The sequence below is a fragment of the Photobacterium sp. GB-1 genome, from assembly GCF_003026165.1.
Classification (GTDB): Bacteria; Pseudomonadota; Gammaproteobacteria; order Enterobacterales; family Vibrionaceae; genus Photobacterium.
The window spans coordinates 92,002-113,752 of the sequence record NZ_PYOB01000009.1; the positions used below are offsets into that span (position 1 = coordinate 92,002).

Annotated in this window: 19 protein-coding genes; 15 read left to right on the top strand and 4 right to left on the bottom strand. The window is 42.8% G+C overall.

Annotation, left to right across the window (positions count from 1 at the left end; genetic code table 11):
• Nucleotides 1–26 precede the first annotated feature (26 nt).
• The 12 genes from C9J45_RS11455 (at nt 27) to C9J45_RS11510 (ending at nt 12,898) form a co-directional block, all read left to right on the top strand.
• Nucleotides 27–1,424, top strand: coding sequence for an AMP-binding protein (locus C9J45_RS11455; protein ID WP_107292538.1), 1,398 nt, complete (start codon nt 27–29; stop codon nt 1,422–1,424).
• A gap of 14 nt (nt 1,425–1,438) precedes the next feature.
• Nucleotides 1,439–1,813, top strand: a complete 375-nt coding sequence (locus tag C9J45_RS11460; RefSeq protein WP_107292549.1) for a 3-hydroxyacyl-ACP dehydratase — start codon at nt 1,439–1,441, stop codon at nt 1,811–1,813.
• Entirely contained in the window at nt 1,806–3,497 is a 1,692-nt protein-coding gene (locus C9J45_RS11465) for a glycosyltransferase (protein WP_107292539.1), read from the top strand. The genes C9J45_RS11460 and C9J45_RS11465 overlap by 8 nt, the downstream gene beginning before the upstream one ends.
• Complete coding sequence (gene hutH / locus C9J45_RS11470) at nt 3,484–5,043, top strand: histidine ammonia-lyase (protein ID WP_107292540.1); 1,560 nt, start codon at nt 3,484–3,486, stop codon at nt 5,041–5,043. Before C9J45_RS11465 ends, hutH begins: the two co-directional genes overlap by 14 nt.
• 122 nt (nt 5,044–5,165) lie before the next feature.
• The gene (locus tag C9J45_RS11475) at nt 5,166–5,606 is read left to right on the top strand and encodes a thioesterase family protein (RefSeq protein ID WP_107207395.1); all 441 of its coding nucleotides are present in this window, start codon (nt 5,166–5,168) and stop codon (nt 5,604–5,606) included.
• On the top strand, nt 5,590–6,261 hold the full coding sequence (locus C9J45_RS11480; protein ID WP_107207396.1) for an outer membrane lipoprotein carrier protein LolA: 672 nt from the start codon (nt 5,590–5,592) through the stop codon (nt 6,259–6,261). The genes C9J45_RS11475 and C9J45_RS11480 overlap by 17 nt, the downstream gene beginning before the upstream one ends.
• Complete coding sequence (locus C9J45_RS11485; RefSeq protein WP_107292541.1) at nt 6,245–8,608, top strand: MMPL family transporter; 2,364 nt, start codon at nt 6,245–6,247, stop codon at nt 8,606–8,608. The genes C9J45_RS11480 and C9J45_RS11485 overlap by 17 nt, the downstream gene beginning before the upstream one ends.
• Before the next feature lie 15 nt (nt 8,609–8,623).
• Entirely contained in the window at nt 8,624–9,229 is a 606-nt protein-coding gene (locus C9J45_RS11490) for a DUF3261 domain-containing protein (protein ID WP_107246543.1), read from the top strand.
• 40 nt (nt 9,230–9,269) lie between these two features.
• Nucleotides 9,270–10,484, top strand: a complete 1,215-nt coding sequence (locus tag C9J45_RS11495; protein WP_107292542.1) for a beta-ketoacyl-[acyl-carrier-protein] synthase family protein — start codon at nt 9,270–9,272, stop codon at nt 10,482–10,484.
• Nucleotides 10,477–10,953 carry a hotdog family protein gene (locus C9J45_RS11500; RefSeq protein WP_107207400.1) on the top strand — a complete coding sequence of 159 codons (477 nt, stop codon included), beginning with the start codon at nt 10,477–10,479 and terminating at the stop codon, nt 10,951–10,953. Before C9J45_RS11495 ends, C9J45_RS11500 begins: the two co-directional genes overlap by 8 nt.
• Complete coding sequence (locus C9J45_RS11505) at nt 10,950–11,675, top strand: 3-ketoacyl-ACP reductase FabG2 (RefSeq protein ID WP_107288059.1); 726 nt, start codon at nt 10,950–10,952, stop codon at nt 11,673–11,675. Before C9J45_RS11500 ends, C9J45_RS11505 begins: the two co-directional genes overlap by 4 nt.
• A complete protein-coding gene (locus tag C9J45_RS11510; RefSeq protein WP_107207402.1) occupies nt 11,672–12,898 on the top strand; it encodes a beta-ketoacyl-ACP synthase in 1,227 nt (408 codons plus the stop codon). The genes C9J45_RS11505 and C9J45_RS11510 overlap by 4 nt, the downstream gene beginning before the upstream one ends.
• A 94-nt stretch (nt 12,899–12,992) precedes the next feature.
• Here the strand turns inward: C9J45_RS11510 and C9J45_RS11515 are convergent, their stop codons facing one another.
• The gene (locus C9J45_RS11515; protein WP_107207403.1) at nt 12,993–13,358 is read right to left on the bottom strand and encodes an STAS/SEC14 domain-containing protein; all 366 of its coding nucleotides are present in this window, start codon (nt 13,356–13,358) and stop codon (nt 12,993–12,995) included.
• A gap of 550 nt (nt 13,359–13,908) precedes the next feature.
• On the opposite strand from C9J45_RS11515, the gene ectA reads away from it, so the two are divergent.
• From ectA to C9J45_RS11530, 3 genes are read left to right on the top strand one after another with little or no spacing between them, the layout of a single operon-like run.
• Nucleotides 13,909–14,466: a diaminobutyrate acetyltransferase gene (gene ectA / locus C9J45_RS11520; protein WP_107207404.1), complete on the top strand. Its 558-nt coding sequence runs from the start codon at nt 13,909–13,911 to the stop codon at nt 14,464–14,466.
• Between the two features lie 10 nt (nt 14,467–14,476).
• Nucleotides 14,477–15,742 (top strand): diaminobutyrate--2-oxoglutarate transaminase, encoded by a 1,266-nt coding sequence (gene ectB, locus C9J45_RS11525; RefSeq protein ID WP_107292543.1) that lies wholly within the window; start codon nt 14,477–14,479, stop codon nt 15,740–15,742.
• Nucleotides 15,743–15,756: 14 nt separating this feature from the next.
• Nucleotides 15,757–16,143, top strand: coding sequence for an ectoine synthase (locus tag C9J45_RS11530; RefSeq protein ID WP_005366605.1), 387 nt, complete (start codon nt 15,757–15,759; stop codon nt 16,141–16,143).
• 95 nt (nt 16,144–16,238) lie between these two features.
• On the opposite strand, the gene putP is transcribed toward C9J45_RS11530, so the two are convergent.
• The 3 genes from putP to putA all read right to left on the bottom strand — a co-directional run bounded on the left by putP (nt 16,239) and on the right by putA (nt 21,702).
• Nucleotides 16,239–17,735: a sodium/proline symporter PutP gene (gene putP / locus C9J45_RS11535; protein ID WP_107207406.1), complete on the bottom strand. Its 1,497-nt coding sequence runs from the start codon at nt 17,733–17,735 to the stop codon at nt 16,239–16,241.
• A 69-nt stretch (nt 17,736–17,804) separates the two neighbouring features.
• Nucleotides 17,805–18,530, bottom strand: a complete 726-nt coding sequence (locus tag C9J45_RS11540) for an aldehyde dehydrogenase family protein (protein WP_107207407.1) — start codon at nt 18,528–18,530, stop codon at nt 17,805–17,807.
• On the bottom strand, nt 18,520–21,702 hold the full coding sequence (putA, locus tag C9J45_RS11545) for a bifunctional proline dehydrogenase/L-glutamate gamma-semialdehyde dehydrogenase PutA (protein WP_107292544.1): 3,183 nt from the start codon (nt 21,700–21,702) through the stop codon (nt 18,520–18,522). The genes C9J45_RS11540 and putA overlap by 11 nt, the downstream gene beginning before the upstream one ends.
• Nucleotides 21,703–21,751: the final 49 nt, after the last annotated feature.

Sequence of the window (21,751 nt, forward strand, 5' to 3'; positions counted from 1 at the left end):
GTTCTACCTTCAACACCGGAATTACCATGAAACCATTAATACTGCCGACAACAATGATTCCGTTATCTCAATTAATGCAGCAGTCTGATCGCCAATCTCCGGTGTCTGTCGATCCATCAGGTCATCAATCATGGCAGCAGTTTCACAACGATGTTGCTTTGCTGAGTGAAAAACTAAACAGCTATGAGCAACAACAATGGGCGATATGTTGCGAAGATAGCTACTTCTTTGCTGTCGCCTTTATGGCATTAGCCCACAGTAAACAGCACATGGTGTTACCAGGTAATCACCAGCCAGCAGCACTTGCAGAGCTTAGTCACCATTTTGATGGCTTACTCCACGATAACAATATCCAATGCCCTGCATCGTGTATTAGCCTCAAACTAAATACGATAAATTGGCAGTCCTCACTCAATGTTCCTATTGTATTTGAACCACTAACGCTCGCTGATATTCAACTGACGCTATTTACGTCTGGCTCTAGCGGAAAACCTAAAGCCATTCTTAAAAACCTCGCATTATTAAATAACGAAATTGCCCAGTTAGAAATGCTATGGGGACAACAATTAGCGCAAACCACGATTGTTAGTACCGTTTCGCATCAACATATCTATGGCTTATTGTTCCGTATTTTATGGCCGCTGTGCTGCGATCGTAGTTTCAGTCGTTTTGATTTGATCTACCCAGAGCAGGTAATGGCACAAGCCAGTGATGATTGTGTGCTCATTAGCAGCCCTGCGTTGCTAAAACGCCTTGATAATGAGGAAAAAACACAACACTATCGCGCCATTTTCTCTTCTGGTGGGCCGCTACCCTTAGCGGCAGCTCAACAATGCCAAACACTATTTAACCAATTACCTTTTGAAGTCTTTGGTAGTACGGAAACCGGAGGGATTGCTTATCGTCAGCAACAGGATGCTTCGACGCCGTGGCAACGCTTCCCTGTCATTGACATCGCACTGAATGCAGAGCAATGCCTTAAGATCTTATCGCCGTTTATTGATCAAGAACGGTGGTATCAAACCAGTGATCATTGTGAACAAATCGATAACGATCATTTCATTTTAAAAGGTCGTACCGACCGCATTATTAAAATAGAAGAAAAACGTATTTCGTTAACCGATGTTGAGCAGCGCCTGTGTTCGTTACCATGGATTGAAGAAGCCGCAGTATTACCCTTAGAGCAAAATAATCGTCTTATTTTAGGCGCAGTGATTACACTCTCAAATGAAGGAAAAAAAGACATTCAGCAACGTGGAAAAGGGAAATTTTGGTTGCTCCTGCGCCAACAACTTCGCCAATGGATTGAGCCGGTTGGTATTCCGCGCAGCTATCGCCTTGTTGATAGCATTCCTTTAAATACGCAAGGAAAGCGTTTAGTTAGCGATCTAGAATCGTTATTTACTGATGACGCCTCGACATAGTAAGCATAATAATGATGACCAATAGAACACCCACATTACTCGCTCAACATATTGATGGTTATAAGGCCGAGATCACCTTGCGCCCTGACAACCAACTCTATGATTTTCAAGGGCACTTCCCAACTTTTCCGTTATTACCCGGTGTGAGCCAAATTGACTGGGCAGTACATTTTGCCAAGCAATGTTTTTCTGATATGCCGACCTTATTTAACGGTATGGATGTGATTAAATTCCAAGAGCCAATCTTGCCAGATAGCACCATCACGCTCACACTTGAATGGCGTGACGATCAGCAAAAACTGCATTTTAGCTATACCTCAATCGATGCTAGTAACACGCTACATAAACATTCATCAGGTAAAATTAAGCTAGGTCGTCAACATGTGTGAATTTAAGCCTTGTTTTCTGATCCCTTGCTATAACCATGGCGCAACGGTGCCTGCCGTTGTGAATGGGTTGATAAATTATGATTATCCCATTGTCATTGTTGATGACGGTAGTGAATTAGCCACCCGTAAAATTTTATCGGAACAAGCCAAACGCCCCAATATCAACATTGTTACTTTGCCGCAAAACCAAGGTAAAGGGGGGGCAGTTATCGCTGGCATAAAACAGGCACAAGCACTTGGCTTTACCCATGCAATTCAAATTGATGCCGATGGTCAGCACGATTTATCTGCGTTACCTAAGCTGATCAATGAATCAAAAAACTATCCTGATTCACTGATTTCAGGCCAACCGATCTACGATGAATCAATCCCTAAATCGCGACTCTATGGCCGTTATGCCACCCATATTTGGGTCTGGATTGAAACCCTTTCGTTTGCTATCAAAGACAGTATGTGTGGTTTTCGCTCATACCCTATCGATGCCGTGATGAATGTGATTAATCACAACAAGCTTGGTTTAAGAATGGATTTTGATACTGAAATCATGGTGCGTTTTTACTGGGATAACGGCGATATTCGTTTTATTGATACCAAAGTTATTTATCCAAAAGATGGCATCTCTCACTTTGATGCATTGTGGGATAACGTCAAAATTAGTTGGATGCATACCAAGCTATTTTTTGGCATGTTGCCACGTATTCCTAAACTAATTAAACGCAAATCATCCGATCAACAACATTGGTCATCCCATGCCGAGCGCGGAACCATTGTAGGGATCAAAACATTACTTGCTGTGTATTCTCTGCTCGGACGAAAAGCATTTAATCTGATCTTAAAAGCTGTGATGGGCTATTACTACTTAACAGGGAAAGCGGCTCGTAAAGCATCTGAAGATTATCTAGAGCAACTTGAACATTACGCCAGTGAAAATCAGCTTTCCTTGCCGAAAAAGCTCAACAGCTATGATCATTTATTATCGTTTGGTCATACCATGCTCGACAAACTTGTGGCATGGAAAGGCGATTATTCAGAGCAACACTTAACCATTCATGGTAGTGAACATTTTGATGCTCTCGCCAAACGAAAACAAGGTGCCATCATTTTAGGCTCTCACCTTGGCAATCTAGAACTTTGTCGTGCGTTAAGTTCTCGTCATCCCGATATAAAAGTTAATGCTTTGGTCTTTACCGAACACGCAGAGCGCTTTAATGCGGTATTAAAAGCCATTAACCCTGATTCCGATCTGAACCTTATTCAAGTCAATGAGCTCAGCGCAAGTACTGCCATCATGTTGCAGCAAAAAATTGAGCAAGGCGAATGGGTGGTGATTGTCGGTGATAGAACGTCGGTCACCAAAGAGCAACGTGTGGTATGGGCCGATTTCTTAGGTAAACCCGCCCCGTTTCCACAAGGCCCGTTTATTCTGGCTTCGGTCATGAAAGCGCCCGTTTATTTACTCTTTGGTTTACGTGATGACAGCCAAGCAGATCCCCATTTTGATATTTACTTCGAACCCTTCAGCGATGCTTTGATCTTACCTCGTAAAACACGAGAAACGGCATTACAACAAACAGTTCAAGACTATGCATCACGGCTAGAATCTTACACAATTCAAGCCCCATTGCAGTGGTATAACTTTTTTAATTTTTGGCAGCTTAGTGGAAAAAATAATGACAACGACTAATTCAACAACAACTCAACAAACCATTAAGTTTGGTGCTGAACGCCTCACAATTGAAGATGTTTGCGCGATTGCCAATGGTGCTCATGCAGAAATGAACAACGACACGGCATTTAATGACAAAATTGATCGTGGCGTGGCATTTCTTGAACGCTTATTGAAAGATGAAGGCGTCATTTATGGTGTAACCACAGGCTATGGCGATTCTTGTACTGTGGCGATCCCACCTAAACTGGTTGACGAATTGCCACTGCACCTTACACGCTTTCATGGTTGTGGTTTAGGTGAAGTGCTACAGCAACCTCAAGCTCGCGCAGTCCTTGCCACACGTTTATGTTCTCTGTCACAAGGCGTTTCAGGCGTAAGTCATGAGTTGCTCAACCAGTTAGTCACGCTGATTAATCATGACATCGTGCCACGTATTCCAGAAGAAGGATCTGTGGGTGCTAGTGGCGACTTAACACCACTGTCTTATGTTGCAGCGACCTTAATTGGTGAGCGTGATGTTATCTACAAAGGTGAAATTCGCCCCACCGCTGAAGTGTTTGCAGAGCTTGGCATTTCGCCAATCCAATTACGCCCTAAAGAAGGGTTAGCGTTAATGAATGGCACATCTGTGATGACCGCATTGGCCTGCCTCGCCTACAAACGCGCCGAATATCTTGCGCAAATGGCAACCAAAATCACCGCGATGGTTTCTGTTGCCATGCAAGGTAATGATTTCCACTTTGATGAGGCACTGTTTGCGGTAAAACCTCACCCGGGTCAACAACAAATCGCAAGTTGGTTACGTTCTGATCTGCAAGCTGAACGTCCACCTCGTAACAGTGATCGCTTGCAAGATCGCTACTCTCTCCGTTGTGCGCCGCATGTTATTGGGGTTTTACAAGACAGCCTGCCTTGGCTACGCCAAATGATTGAAAACGAACTCAACAGCGCCAACGATAACCCAATTATTGACGGTGATAACGAGCGTGTTCTGCATGGTGGTCACTTCTATGGCGGTCATATTGCGATGGCAATGGATACGCTAAAAACAGCCGTCGCTAATATTGCCGATCTACTCGATCGTCAAATGGCTCAACTAATGGATTATAAGTTTAATAATGGCTTACCCTTTAACTTAACCGGTGCCGTTGGTGAACGTAAGCCGATCAACCATGGCTTTAAAGCCGTGCAAATTGGGATTTCAGCATGGACCGCAGAAGCATTAAAACACACCATGCCAGCCAGTGTTTTCTCTCGCTCAACGGAGTGTCATAACCAAGATAAAGTCAGTATGGGAACCATTGCATCACGTGACTGTTTACGTGTATTACAGTTAACAGAGCAGGTGACTGCCGCTTCGTTACTGGCAGCAACCCAAGCCATTGAACTGAGAAAACGTGATGATGAACTTAACGCTTCACACCTCAGTCCTGCATTAACAAAGATGAATCAATCCGTGTTAGAGCACTTTGAACCTGTGATTGAAGATCGCCCGCTTGAACATGATTTACGTCTGTTCATTGATATGATTCAGCAGCAGCACTGGGCGTTGTATTACTAACCTCTATCACGTGTAAAAAATTAACCAAATACTCACTCTACATACAGAGTGAGTATAGTTTTTTAAACTATCATCTTGATAACTTATATTTTCTTATTTTATGTGTGTTGGGAAATCAATAAATGACAGTAGGTAAACCGATATTGATTAGTGCAGAGCTATCACTCACCACAAACTTTCAAGATGCCGATCCAATGGGCGTTATTTATCACGGTAACTACTTTCGCTATTTTGAAGAAGCACGTCATCAGTTAATGAACAAATTGCACTACAGTTATCGTGAAATGGAAGCATCTGGCTATGTGTGGCCTATCATTGATACCCGAGTTAAATACGTAAAAGCGATTCCCTATGATCACCCCATTCGAGTGACGGCAACATTAACTGAATGGGAAAATCGTCTGCGGGTTGATTACGTCATTTATGATGGTGAAACTGGCGCACGTATGACGAAGGGATACACCATGCAAGTGGCTGTTAGTATAGACAAACGTGAAATGTGTTTTGTTTCGCCTAAAATATTTACCGACAAAGTGGAGGCATATCATGCCAACAATGTGTAGTCATTCTCGCTTTAGTGCCCATTTAAAACGCGTGGTAAAAGCATCCTTTACTATGTGTATGTTAGCACTTACCAGTATTTCAGCTCATGCAATAACGCTAGAACAATTACAAACAAAGTTATCTTCAGAGCCTTTAGTGCGCGGTGATTTTAGCCAACAACGTGAAATGGCCATGTTTGATCAACCACTCATCTCTAGCGGTCAGTTTCTCTTATCAGCCAAAAAGGGATTATGGTGGCATCAAACAGCCCCTATGCCTGTTTCTTTAGTGCTAACACAAGATAAACTCAGCCAACAATTTGATAATCAACCTGCACAAGTGCTGGCTGCCAGTAAAAATCCAATGGTATTTTACTTTAGCCACGTATTCTTATCACTGTTTAAAGGCGATACTTCACAGCTTAAAGAGCAGTTTGATTTATCACTGAAAACCTTAAAAGACAGTAAAACCCATGAACAATGGCAGTTAGTGCTTACGCCTAAAGCAGCCCCGTTAAATAAAGTCTTTAGTCAAATTTCAATTGAAGGTGGTCAGTTTATTAATAAGCTAGAGCTAGACGAAATTCGAGGAGATAAAACCCTCATCACCTTTAGCCAACAAACCACCACCCCAACGACTCTGACATCAGAAGAAAAACGTGTTTTCCAATTCTAAGTTAGCCAGCTTATGGCTCGCGATTATGTTGATTTTGGTAGCCGCACTTGGCTACCAACTCACCGCGCGTAAACAGCTCCCTATCGAAACGAACATCTTGGCACTGCTCCCTGAAAATCGCCAAGATCCTATTGCTCAACAAGCGTTTGATCATATCGCCACCAGCATGAGCGACAAAGTCGTCTTTGTTGTCGGCAGTAAAAACAGCGATACCATGATTAAAGCTGCCAACGATTTTAGCCAAGCACTACCTTCGCTAAAACTCTTTAGCCATATTGATGCCAAAGTCAGTCAAGATCAGCAACAAGCATGGGCCAAACTGTATTACCCCAAACGCTTTCAATTGCTCACGCCAGAGCAACAAACGCGACTGCGAGAACATCCCGAGCAACAAACACAAAACGTATTAAATGCCATGTATAACCCGTTTTCTGGCATTACAGGCACAGAGCTTACTAACGACCCATTCTTATTATTTCGTGAATACCTTACCGAGCTCACTGCCAAAGCGGGAAAATTCAGTCTCAAACAAGGTTTTCTCACCACGGAGTATCAAGGTAAGCATTACGCGTTAATTACCGCTAATCTCGCTGGCTCAGCCTATAACATTGAATTACAAGATAAACTTCCCGCTTTACACGCTTTAGAAAAACAAATAGAAAGTAAGTATTCACTTGCAGGTTCCGCATTAGATATTCAGCAAACTGGCGTGATTTTCTATGCCGCCCACGGGACAAAAAGTGCTGAAGATGAAATCAGTACGATTGGATTAGGCTCACTACTGGGCATTATCGTGTTATTGATCGCGGTATATCGCAGCACCTTGCCTTTAGCCCTTGCCCTGTTATCTATCACCTGTGGTTTAGTTGCCGCCTTTGTCACAACCGTGGCTATTTTTGGCAAAGTGCATCTGTTTAGTTTGGTGTTTGGCGCAAGTTTAATTGGGGTATCGATTGATTATGCTTTTCATTACCTCACCGACAGATTAGCCGCAGGTAAGCACTGGAATTCACAGCAAGGCTTAAAACATATCTTTAGCGCGATAACGCTCGGTTTAATTACGAGCCTAATTGGTTATTTGGGTATGTTGGTCGCCCCTTTCCCAGGGTTGCAGCAACTCTCTTTATTCTCAGCCATTGGTTTAACTGCCGCCTACGCCACTGTGGTGTGTTGGTATCCAACCCTTGCCGCTAAACCTAGCCCACCTCGGTCGATTCCCTTTGCTAGCGTATTAGGTCGCTGGCTACATATTTGGCAACAGCCGAGTGTTCGCTGGGTAACACCGATCCTATTAGCACTGTTAGCCCTCTATGGTTTAACTAAAGCGAGCTACAACGATGACATTCGCCAGCTACAAGCGCTTCCAGCTTCATTACAACAACAAGAAGCCACCATTAAAGCGATTACGGGAGTAAGTAGTAGTCAACAAATGCTGTTAGTGAAAGCGGATAGTGAACAAGCGCTGCTTAATAAAATTGCCTCAACCGATCACACCTTGGATGGATTAATTCAACAAGGAGCATTAAAAAGCTACCAAAGCCTTGGCCAATATATCCCCACACTTGACCAACAAAAAGCCAATTTCGCACTAGTCAAACAGCTTTATCAGGAACAAGGTGCAATACTAAGTCAACGCTTAAACCTTGCGAAACCTGTTACGTTTTCAGCAACCTTTGAACCGTTAACGATGACGCACTTCCTCGCCTCATCTGTTTCTGCCCCTCTTCGCTTTATGTGGTTAGGTTCACTCAAAGATCAGCACGGTGTAAGTAAATATAGCGCTGTCATTTTACTGCACGACATCAAGCAACAGCACACCATAGCAGAATTAGCACAACACGATAATGGGTTAACATATCTCAATAAAGCCGATGAAATTTCATCGCTCTTTGGTCAATATAGAGAACATGTCACATGGCTACTGATTGCGGCAAGCTTTGCCATTTATCTGTTACTTGCATGGCGTTATGGCATAAAGCAAGGGGTAAAAATGATCGCGCCATCATTAATTGCAGGGATAGCAGGCATTGCGATCACTAGCTTAACAGGCACCCCACTTAACTTGTTCAACCTATTAGCCTTGATATTAATTTTGGGTATCGGTATTGATTACAGCCTCTTTTTTGCTGAACTAAAACCTAACACAGGACACCAACAAGGGATCACGACATTGCTCGCGATCACCTTGTCAGCATTAACAACGGTCTTATCGTTTGGCTTATTAGCACTGAGTGAAACCCAAGCCATCCACAGCTTTGGTATCACGGTGTTAACAGGTATCATTATCGCTTGGCTACTCGCGCCACTGGCAATGACTCGAGTAAGAACACCACAAACACCCAAATAAGTAAGGCAACGAGCGATGAAAAACAGAAGAAAACGTACAACCAGTATGCTTACTTTATTAATAGCTAGCCTGATGTTAGTGGGATGTGCGACTAAACCAATGGTGCAACAAAACCAAGTTGAGATTGCACCTAATACGCTTGTGACCTTACCGACGCCTGCTCAACTGGGTTACTCATTAACGGCGAGCCAATTAATCACTGCGACATGGAATAAAAAAAGCCATCAACTGCCCGTCCAATTACAAGTTGATCCTAAACGTGTCGCTTTAGCTGGTTTTTCCTCGTGGGGAACACGTATTTTAAGTTTAGATTACCAAGATCAGAAAGTTGAGACGTACGTGATGCCAGGGCTAGGAGCAACATTACCCGATCCCAAACAAGTATTATTTAATATCATGATCACGCTGTGGCCAATCAATGCTTGGCAAGCCCCATTAGAGCAAGTAGGTTGGCAATTAAAACAAACACCAAACCATCGACAACTAATTGATAGTAAAGGTGATATAATCGCGGACATTGATTATAAAAATGCCAATCCTTTAAAAGGTGAGATTATCTTCACCCATCATCAACAGCACTATACGATTGACATTAAAACACTACAATCGACGCAAAAATAACGAACTCTCAGCCATCATTGAATAACCGAATACGAGCACTATGCAAAAGATAGCCGACAAACAGCCAATCTATATTCGAGGGTGTGGGTTTAACTCAGCGTTAGGCTGTAGTAACGACATTATCCACCAACGCTTACGTCAGGGAATGAGCCCTGATATGCAACCAGTTCAGGGCTGGTTAAATGACGGCTCTGATACTGTCATAGGTAAAGTATCATCACCATTACCTACCATTGATGACAACGTTTTTCCGCATCAGAATACGGAAAATAATCGTTTAGTTTTATCGGCCTTACAGCAAATTGAAGCTGATATTCATGGCGCAATTACCCAGTATGGTCATGATCGTATTGCCGTCATTGTTGGAACAACCACCTCAGGGATCAGCGATGGTGAACAAGCGTTAACCAGCCAAAAAAACACCCAAAATTTTCCAACCGACTATCACTACCACCAGCAAGAGCCTTCTAATACAGGGCAATTTATCGCTGACTATTATCAGTTAACCGGTCCTTGTTACACCTTATCAACCGCTTGCTCGTCTAGTGGGCGGGTATTTTTATCTGCCAAGCGTATGTTAAAAGCTGGGGTAGTGGATGCTGTTATTGTCGGTGGCGCAGATACTCTCTGTCGTTTAACGCTTAACGGTTTTCATGGTTTAGATTCACTCTCTAGCACCTTATGTAACCCCTTTAGTGATAACCGTAACGGCATAAATATTGGTGAAGGTGCCGCTTTTATGTTGCTAGCTCGCACGCCTGATGAACGCCAACCCGCTCCTCATATTGCGTTACTCGGTATCGGTGATAGCTCTGATGCTCACCATATTTCAGCACCACACCCAGAAGGTACTGGTGCAGAAATGGCAATGCGAAAAGCCCTTAAAGATGCCAAACTTACCCCTGAAGATATTGGTTATATCAACGCCCATGGAACAGCAACCCCGTTAAATGATGCAATGGAAGCAAAAGCGATTGCACGCGTTTTTGGCAATCAAGTCCCTGTAAGTTCAACCAAACCATTAACAGGACACACGCTAGGTGCCGCTAGCGCAGTTGAAGCGGCCATTTGCTGGCATTTACTGCGTTACGACTTACCGCTACCAACACAAATTAATGATGGTGCTGTCGCAGACGATCTGCCAATCCAATTAGCACCTGTAAATACGGCATTCACCAAACCTGTCATGTTAAGTAACTCATTTGCATTTGGTGGTAACAACATCAGCCTTATTATTGGACGTACCGATGACTAATTGCCCTCCATTACATCAACTTTTACCCCATGAAGCACCGATGATCCTTGTTGATGATCTGATTGATGTGGGCGAAAAACATATTCATTGTCGTGTCGCGATCAGTCGCCATTGCCTCTACTTTGATTCAGAAACACAGTCGATCCCCGCTTATGTTGGGATCGAATTTATGGCGCAAACCGTCGCAGGTTGGTCTGGTTTCCACGCATGGAAAAAAGGTGAAGATGCCCCCATTGGTTTTCTGCTAGGTTGCCGTCGCTACCACAGTGAATGTAGTGCATTTCAAGAACACGAAATTTTAGACATTCATGCCGAACAAATTATGGAAAATAACGGTATGGCTGTTTTTGACTGCAAAATCATTTGTCATCAGCAAATCGTCGCAAGCAGTCAACTCAATGCCTTTGTTCCCTCAAAATCACAATTAGAACAAATGCAACTAGATAACAATAATAGGAAAAACGCATGACTCAACACGTACTCGTAACAGGTGCCAGTAAGGGGATCGGTCGCGCAATTGCTATACAGCTCGCTAAAGATGGTTTCACTATCGCCGTTCACTACATGAGTGATAAACCAGGCGCTGAAGCAACATTAGCCTCGATTACTGACGCTGGCGGCCATGGTCGCCTTATTCAATTTGATATCAGTGATCGTCAGCAATGCCGCGAGCAGCTTGAAGCCGATATCGCCGAACATGGTGCTTATTACGGTGTCGTCAGTAACGCAGGGATCACCCGAGATACCGCCTTCCCTGCGATGACAGAACAAGAATGGGATGGCGTGATCCACACGAACCTTGATAGCTTCTACAACGTGTTACACCCTTGTGTAATGCCTATGGTGCAAAAGCGTAAAGGCGGCCGCATTGTGACCTTAGCATCGGTTTCAGGGATCACCGGTAACCGAGGGCAAACCAATTACAGTGCCGCAAAAGCGGGGGTGATTGGCGCAACTAAGTCATTAGCGCTAGAGCTTGCTAAGCGTAAAATTACAGTTAACTGTGTCGCGCCCGGCCTGATTGATACCGGTATGGTCGATGAGCACGTAAAAGAACACGCACTCCCACAAGTGCCTCTTCGTCGTATGGGAGAGCCTGAAGAAGTAGCAGGACTGGTGAGTTACTTAATGTCTGATATTGCAGGCTATGTGACTCGCCAAGTGATTTCGGTAAACGGAGGTTTAGTATGAGTCGTCGCGTTGTTGTCACTGGTATGTCGGGTGTAACAGCCTTTGGTAACGATTGGGAACATATCGAACCTAAACTTCGTGCTTGTGAAAACGCCACTATTTATATGCAAGATTATGAGCTTTATGACGGCTTAAATACCAAACTTGCAGCTCCTATTGAAAATTTTACATTACCGAAGCATTACACCCGTAAAAAAATCCGTTCAATGGGGCGTGTTTCTAAACTATCAACACTGGCGACAGAAAATGCACTGACTCAAGCTGGGTTACTGAACAATGAGGTACTGACAAACGGTCAAACGGGTATTGCCTATGGCTCATCAACCGGTAGTACGCCTGCAATCAGTGCATTTGGTGTAATGCTAAATGAGAAAAGTACCCGTGCTATCACCGCGACAACTTATGTTCAAATGATGCCACATACAACAGCTGTCAATGTCGGCTTATTTTTTGAATTACGTGGCCGTGTTATTCCCACAAGTAGTGCATGTACTTCAGGAAGCCAAGCGATTGGTTACGCCTATGAAGCGATTAAACACGGTTATCAAACCGTGATGGTTGCAGGTGGCGCAGAAGAGCTTTGCCCAACAGAATCGGCGGTATTTGATACCCTGTTTGCAACGAGCCTTAAAAACGATGAACCAAAATCAACACCACGACCTTATGATACGGATCGTGATGGCTTGGTAATTGGTGAAGGTGCTGGCACATTAGTGTTAGAAGAATACGAGCATGCCGTTGCACGTGGCGCTAAGATCTATGCCGAAGTGGTAGGATTTGCGAGTAACTGTGATGCCGCCCATGTAACACAGCCACAAAAAGAAACCATGCAGCTTTGTATGGAGATGGCACTGCAACAGGCAAATTTATCGCCAAGTGAAATTAGTTACATTTCAGCACATGGTACTGCAACCGAAAAAGGTGATATTGCAGAAAGCCAAGCCACAGCGAGTATCTTTGGCAACAACACTCCAATTAGCTCTCTGAAAAGCTATTTAGGCCATACCCTTGGGGCCTGTGGTGCGATTGAAGCGTGGCTAAGTTTAGAAATGATGCATGGCGGCTGGTTCAGCCCAACGCTTAACCTTGAGAACGTTGATCCTGAATGTGGTGATTTAGACTACATTCGTGGCGAAGGTCGCAACCTTGATTGCCAATATATTATGAGCAACAACTTTGCGTTTGGCGGGATTAACACTTCCATTATCTTTAAGCGAATGTAACTTAAGATACTCTAACGATACCGTATCTATACCATTATAAATAACCATGCTTGAACATTTTATCACTTCTCAAGCATGGTTAATTTCAATCGTATTATTGCTGTTTTAAAAACGTAATTGCCTGATCTTTTTCTTCTGGCAGGAAGAATTTAATGTCTATTTTACGAAACAGCTTATCTTCCACTTTTACGATTTTTTCTATCCATTTTTTCTCTGCAACAACAGCCACTTTTGCTACATGTGATATTCCCGCATGAAACAAATAGCGCACTTCTTCTAGCAATGCTGAAAATTCAATCCCATCAAAATTGTCAATCTGCTCAAAGATAACAACTTTACCGTGTAATTCTGTCTTCGCCTGAGCATCAAACAAAATACGTTTCATATCATCTTCAGTCACTTTGCCATCAATTGAAAAAGCCACGGCATTATCAATATCTAAGTTAATCATAGTTAACATTATAAGTTTCCTTAATCCATCAAGAAATGATGAAAATACTATGCGCTTTTTAAATGAAAACGACAGTAATTAAAGAGCATAATTAAGGGAAATGACATTTCAGAAAGATCGTATATTCAAGAGAACGATAAACGTTAAATAGAATAGTAAATACTCAATAAATACCTGAAGGTATATATATCAATATATAAATACACTCACAGCGACATATAAATATCAACATCATAAGTATAATCACTATTTATTATTTATATCCCCATCAGTAAATAACGACACAAACTGTCACACCATGCCGAGCTTAGTTACAGCAGAATAATAGAAAACAAGATGCATAATATTGCTTTTAAGTCTTTAAAAAGGTTCTTCGTGAATACTTTAACAACCAAAACAATTTAGAGCTCTAACCACTTAACTTTCATTTATGTACATCAGAAAACGAGATCTTGCTCAAATAAATTACGATTATTCAACTTTTATTCAGATAATTATCATCCTGATAGGTAATAATACCCACCAAATTATTTAGAGCTCAAAGGAATAGACTCTTAATATGGACATATCAACACCTTCGGTAATGACTTCCGATACAGGTGAAGACCAGATACAAAAGTGGACTTTTTCAACACCAACAGCTCATGATGGCGATGACGTTTTTACGTTGATCGCAAACAGTCCCCCTCTCGATACCAATTCATCTTATTGTAATTTTCTTCAAACAACTCACTTTAGTAATACGTGTGTTATAGCAAAAGATGATGGTGGTGAAATAGCAGGTTTTATCTCTGGTTACCCAAAACCTAATCAGCCAAATACTTTATTTATATGGCAAGTTGCCGTTGCTCCTCAATTTCGAGGAAAAGGGCTCGCCTTTACCATGTTAGATAACCTGTTAAGTCGAGACTCTCTAAATAATATTACCGCTATAGAAACAACCATTACGGAAGAGAATAATGCTTCGTGGGCGTTATTTAATAAACTTGATGCACGTAATGGTAACAATGGCGAAGTCAGTACATTTTTAGACAAGAATATACATTTTAAAGGCAAGCACGATACGGAATTGTTGTATCGCATCCCTTTAATTCAAATTAAACAGAAAGGATTATAACGGCCATATCATGGATATTTTTAAGAAGCAGGAATCTAAAGTTCGTTCTTACTCAAACAGTTTTCCCGTCGTTTTTACTAAAGCAAAAGGGAGTTGGCTTGAAACCGAACAAGGAGATCGTTACTTAGATTTTCTAGCCGGTGCTGGATCACTGAACTACGGCCATAATAACCCTACTTTAAAACAGGCTTTGCTCGACTATATCGAACAAGATGGGATCACTCATGGTTTAGATATGCACTCGACAGCAAAGGCTAATTTCCTTGAAGCATTAGAACGCAATATTTTAGCTCCTCGCCAACTGAATTACGTTACTCAATTTACCGGCCCAACGGGTACTAACGCTGTAGAAGCGGCACTAAAACTTGCGCGTAAAGTGAAAAAACGTAGCTCTATTGTGGCTTTCACCAATGGTTTTCATGGTTGTACAGCTGGAGCGCTAGCTGCAACAGGCAATCAACATCACCGTCAAGGTGCAGGGACAAGTTTAAACAATGTTACTCGTATTCCATTTGAAGGTTATGCGGACATTGATGGCCTTAAATTGTTTGAAACTATGCTAGCGGATAATTCAGCAGGTATGGACAAGCCAGCCGCTGTCTTGATTGAAACAGTACAGGGCGAAGGCGGCTTAAACGTTGCGTCTAACCAGTGGTTACAACGATTAGAAAAAGTCTGTAAACAAAATGATATTTTATTGATTGTTGATGATATTCAAGCAGGCTGTGGCCGTACTGGTACCTTCTTTAGCTTTGAGCCGTCAGGTATTAAACCAGATATGGTTACCCTATCTAAATCAATTGGTGGTTACGGCTTACCAATGGCAATCGTGCTATTCAAACCAGAGCTCGATATTTGGAACCCAGGTGAGCATAACGGCACATTCCGTGGCAACAATCACGCATTCATTACAGCAACGAAAGCACTCGAAACCTATTGGGCTGATGACCAACTAGAAAAGCACGTTGCAACATGCTCAAACATTATTGCTAACGTCATTGATAAATGCCTACACGACCATCCTGATATGTTTGTGCAAAGAAAGGGTCGAGGCATGATGATTGGTATTGAGTGTAATAATGGCGATCTGTCTAGCCAAATCACCAAAGCCTGTTTTGAAAATGGATTAGTGATTGAAACCGCGGGTCCTAATGATGAAGTCGTGAAGTTCTTTAGTCCACTCACCATTACAACGGCAGAGCTTGAGCAAGGCTTAGCAATTTTTGAAAATGCGGTTGAGCACGTTGTTGCTAAAAACTTTAGAAAAGCATCGTAATTTAAGGACGAAAAATGATTGTTAGAACATTAGATGAATGTCGAGACAGTGAACGCCGTGTAGCTTCTGAAACTTGGGAAAGTGTTCGTATGCTGCTTAAAGATGACAAGATGGGGTTTTCTTTTCACATCACGACAATCTTTGAGAACACTGAAACCCATATTCATTATCAAAATCACTTAGAGTCTGTTTACTGCATGAGTGGTGAAGGTGAAATTGAAGTTGTTGGGGGCGAAACTTACCCAATTAAACCAGGTACACTATATATTCTTGATAAACACGATGAGCATTATTTACGTGCTTATAAAGACAAAGAAATGGTGATGGCTTGTGTATTTAATCCGCCAATCACAGGCAAAGAAACACATGATGAAAACGGTGTTTATCCACTCGTTGACTAAAACATTACGTGTATAGCCAGTGCACTTTCAGCGAAAAAAAATCCCTGTATAGCAAAGCTGATACAGGGATTTTTCTTGCGTAATATTAGATAATATTAATCGAATTCAACCAGATTTTTTTGATATTGCTGATGTTGCTGTTGTACCGCTTCTGACGGACGACCCGTTGCTTTACTTACCACCACAACCGCAACAGTGGCAAAAATAAAGCCAGGAATGATCTCATATAAGTCAAACATTCCACCTGTTAGTTGCTTCCATACCACAACGGTGACCGCACCTGTCACGATACCTGCAATCGCACCATAACGGTTCATCCCACTCCAGTACAAACTTAATAGCAATACAGGGCCAAATGCCGCACCAAACCCCGCCCAAGCATAAGACACAAGACCTAAAACGGAGCTATCAGGGTTTAATGCTAAAACGAAGGCAACAATTGATAATGCAATAACCGCAATACGCCCAACCATAACAATTTCGTTGCTTGACGCTTGTGGACGAAATACTTGTTTATAGAAATCTTCAGCCAATGCCGATGAAGAGACTAACAACTGAGAGTCCGCAGTACTCATGATCGCCGCTAAGATTGCCGCTAGTAAAATACCGGCCATCACGGGATGGAAAATCGCATTCACTAACAACATGAAGACTTTTTCACTATCCGCTAACTCACCACCAAGGTTGCCATCAACATAAACAATACCCGTTAAGCCAACTAACAACGCACCAATCATCGACAGAGCCGTCCACACCACGGCAATACGACGCGCCGTACCAATGTCTTTATTTGAACGTGTCGCTTTAAAACGCGCAAGAATATGAGGCTGACCAAAGTAACCAAGCCCCCAACCTAATAGTGACAAAATAACCATAAATGATAATGGCTGGCCTTTAATATCATGCCAGAGCGTTAATAATTCAGGGTTCTTGTTATGAAGCGTTTCTATTAGCTGAACGGGATCGGCATTCATCGCTGCGATCGGCACAATAAGCAATGCAGCTGACATCAATAGGCCTTGCACTAAATCAGTCCAAGATACCGCAAGGAACCCCCCAAATAAGGTATACGTTACAACACACAAAGTACCGATAAATAGCGCGAGCGTGTAATCTAAACCGAAGACGGTTTCAAATAGTTTTCCGCCTGCCACTAAACCAGCACTGGTATAGAAAAGGAAAAAGAGCAAAATAAAGAAGGCGGAAATCGTTTGGATAAGCTTTGAATTATCATCAAATCGACGTGATAAAAACTCAGGTAAAGTCAGTGAGTTGTCTGCTGTTATACTATAAGTGCGCAGGCGTTTAGCACAGATCAGCCAGTTCAACCACGTCCCCAGTAATAGGCCACCAGCTAGCCATAATGACTCAAAACCAGCGATATATGCATATCCCGGTAATCCTAATAATAACCAACCACTCATATCCGATGCTCCTGCAGATATCGCAGAAGGCCAAGGACCTAATGAACGCCCACCGAGAAAGTAATCACTGGAGCTCGATGTGCGTTTATAGGCGATATAACCAATCGCTAGCATCCCTAGTAGATACGCTACAAAGGTCGCTGTAATCGCGAAGTTATTTTCAATCATAAGTTGTACTTCCTGTTAAGTGGCCTTTGTTCATGGCAAAGGCCTATTATCATATTAAGCAAGGTCTGGTCAGTCGGTTTCTCCACAACCAAGCTCTAATAACGTTGCATTACCGCCGACGGCTGTAATATTGATGGTTCTGGTACGTTCAGTGATAAAGCGTAAACAGTAACTTGGGCTACCAATGACAGGTAGATGATCAAAATCGGTTTCTGCCACTAATTGCGCTAACTGTCCGCTTCTCGCCGCTAATTGACGCGCTAAGCTCAACGCACGTTCAGCAGTACCGCTATAAGCAACTGCTGCAACCTCTTCACTTTGAATTAACGATTCAAGCTCAATGTCCTCAATAACACTAAGTACATTGGCGACACATCCTGCCGGCTCTAGCTGACTGAGAATGGCACCAGTATTTAAAGGGTGATCAGGCGATAAACACAACATAACGCTGTTACCACACACCAATGCAGTGGCGATTTGAGCAATCACCACATGATTAGCGACGTCATCGCTTGCAGTGACAACAAATACGCCGCGTCCAACACAATAAAGCGTGTTACTTTCACCTGTTGGCCCTGGCATTACTTGCATTTCAGCCACCATTTCCAGTGCATTATTACACTGAAAATTCACCATCATCGCAGATTGATTATCTAGCGATTTTGCCCAGCGGCGTAGAATAGCGATTCGCGTTTCAAAGTCCAGATCATTCCATACCGAAAACGCAAAAATGCTACTTTGTAGTGATTTTTGTAATTGCGGAGATAACGCCATTAACTGTGAATTATTTTTCATCGTTTACTCCTTCCATCTCGCATTGATGAGTAACATTGATTGGCGCAATCGTTGACTGCATAAAACGATACAAATAATGAGGCCCGCCCGCTTTTGGTCCTGTTCCTGATAACCCTCGACCACCAAAAGGCTGGACGCCAACAACGGCGCCTACTTGATCGCGATTGATATAACAATTACCGACTTTTGCGCGTGACGCTATTTCACTATAGGTACGCTCATTTCGACTATGTATTCCCATTGTTAAACCAAATCCTGTTTGATTAATTTGATTAACGACTTGATCAATCTCGCTCGCCTTAAAACGCACAATATGCAGAATTGGGCCAAAGTGCTCTTGCTCTAATAGGTTAATATGTTTAATTTCAATGGCCGTCGGCGGAACAAAATCGCCATTCGCACAGCTTTCTGACAGCGGCGTTTGGCAAATCAATCGTGCTTGGTTTTTTAACGATTCAATATGAGTAAGCAGCTTTTGCTTTGCCGCACGATCAATGACAGGCCCCACATCGGTAGCATGTAATTGCGGATCCCCAACCTTAAGTTCAGCCATCGCCCCTTTGATTAACGTGATCACACGTTCGGCAATATCTTGCTGAATAAAGAGGACGCGTAATGCTGAACAACGTTGACCGGCAGAGGCAAACGCGGAACGTAATACATCACGTACGACTTGTTCCGGTAGTGCTGTACTATCAACGATCATTGCATTTTGACCGCCCGTTTCGGCAATGAATGGGACTGGCGCACAGTCACGTGCCATTAAGGTACGATTAATCAATTGCGCTGTGGGTGTAGAACCTGTAAAGGCGATACCAGCAACACGCTCATCTGACGTCAACTGATGGCCTATCTCACGACCCAATCCTGTTACTACTTGAATAACACCTTGTGGAAGACCAGTAAGCAGTAGTAATTCAATAGCACGACAAGCAATTAATGAGGTTTGCTCTGCAGGTTTCGCCACGACGGTATTACCTGCAACTAAAGCGGCACACACTTGACCTAAGAAAATGGCCAACGGGAAATTCCAAGGGCTAATACAAACAAAGACACCACGCCCTTGATAGGTCATCTCTTGATCGACACCATCAAAGCTAGTGATGCGTTTAGGCTTAGCAAAATTAGTTTGTGCCTGCTCTGCGTAATAACGACAAAAATCTACCGCTTCACGAATTTCATCAATGGCATCGTGGATAGTTTTACCTGCTTCACGGTGACACAACGCCACTAATTCTGCTTGATGTAATTCAAGTTTATCGGCCAATAGCAATAAGTAATTTGCACGATCGCTTGCAGAACGTTGTGACCAATCAGCAAAAGCGTCATGGGCAGATGCCATTGCGGTATCCACTTGTGATGATGTGGCATAGATCAGTTCACCCACCACTTCCTCACGATCATAAGGTGCCGTCACGCAAACTCGCTCGGCAGCTAAAATAGCCTTTGGTTTTCCATTCAAAATAGGCGAGGCTTTCCACCTCACCTTATCAAAGGCACGTACCGCCTGATGAAATGGCTGCCACTGTGATTCAATATCAATATTAATACTTGATGAGTTTTTACGTTCAGCGCCAAAAATATCTATCGGTAATGGGATCAAGCTATTGTGCAGTGTCTTACGTTGCTTAAGCACATCAACAGGGTGTTGTGTGAGATCGGCAATTGGACAATTAGCATCAACCAAGCGATGAACAAACGAACTATTGGCACCATTTTCTAATAAACGACGAACAAGGTATGGCAGTAAGTCTTTATGGCTTCCCACTGGTGCATAAATACGTACCTGTGTTTTATGCATATCCATCACATGGTTATATAGCGCATCTCCCATGCCATGCAGGCGTTGGAATTCAAAGTAAGAATGCTTCGCCATCGCGACAATAGCACTGATCGTGTGAGCATTATGAGTCGCAAATTGTGGGTAGATCAGCCCTTTTAAAGGCTCAGATAGTAGAAATCTCGCACAGGCTAAATAAGAGCTGTCTGTCGCTTCTTTACGAGTAAAAACTGGGTAGCCATTGAAGCCTGCTTGCTGACAAAGTTTCAGTTCACTATCCCAATAGGCGCCTTTTACTAATCGAAGTGGAATCACATCACCTTGTTGTTTAGAAAGGGCAGCAAGCCACGCTAATACAGGTAGAGCACGTTTCGAATACGCTTGTACAACTAAACCGAAACGCCCCCAACCTTTTACTTCTTTTGCGCGATACAGTTTTTCAAATAGCTTTAATGATAATTCTAATCTGTCTGCTTCTTCAGCATCTATCGTGATCCCAACGTTATGCTCGCGGGCAAAAATTAATAGCTCAAGTACGGAATGGTACATTTCCTCTAACACACGCGCTTCATTGGCGACTTCGTAACGAGGATGCAAAGCAGATAACTTAATGGATACGGTAGGATCTGATGATTGACGAGCCGATTGAGCTGAAATGGCACTATTGACCTTGCCTACCGCTTTAATCGCCGTTAGGTAGTCTTGGTAATATTTTTCGGCATCTTGAGCGGTGAGTGCCGCTTCACCTAGCATGTCGAATGAATAAGTAAACCCTTGCTCTCGTTTAGGTTTGCCGTTTTTCATCGCCTCAGAAATATCTCGCCCTAGAACAAATTGATGCCCCATGATTTTCATCGCTTGGTGCATAGCTTGTCTGATCATTGGCTCTGACATTTTATTAACCAAGCGGTTAATTACATTCGTAGGTGTACCGTCTTGTTTTGCATCTAACGTTACTACTTTCCCTGTTAGCATGAGCCCCCATGTTGAGGCATTCACAAATAATGAATCAGAGTTTTTAAGGTGAGATTTCCAATCAGCAACACTTAATTTATCGCGAATTAGGGCATCAGCAGTAGCCGGATCAGGAATACGCATCAGTGCTTCAGCTAAGCACATTAATAAGATCCCTTCTTTGGTCTCTAGGCTATATTCCAATAGCAGTGCGTCTATCATTTGCACCGCATTTTTATCGGCACGGACACGAGCAATAAGCTCACTGGCTTGCGCTGCACTATACGTACGTTCTTCATCGGTAGGTTCTGCTAAGGGTAGCAACTGTGTTAACCACTCAGACTCATCAACAGCATACAGTGGTGAAATTAATGCCCATAATTGAGCTAACGGCTTCTCTATAAAGGAAGAATGGAGTATATCAACGGCTTTAAACATCAGGTTTCCTCTATGGCATCTCAGTGAGATGATAATAAACAACACTGTC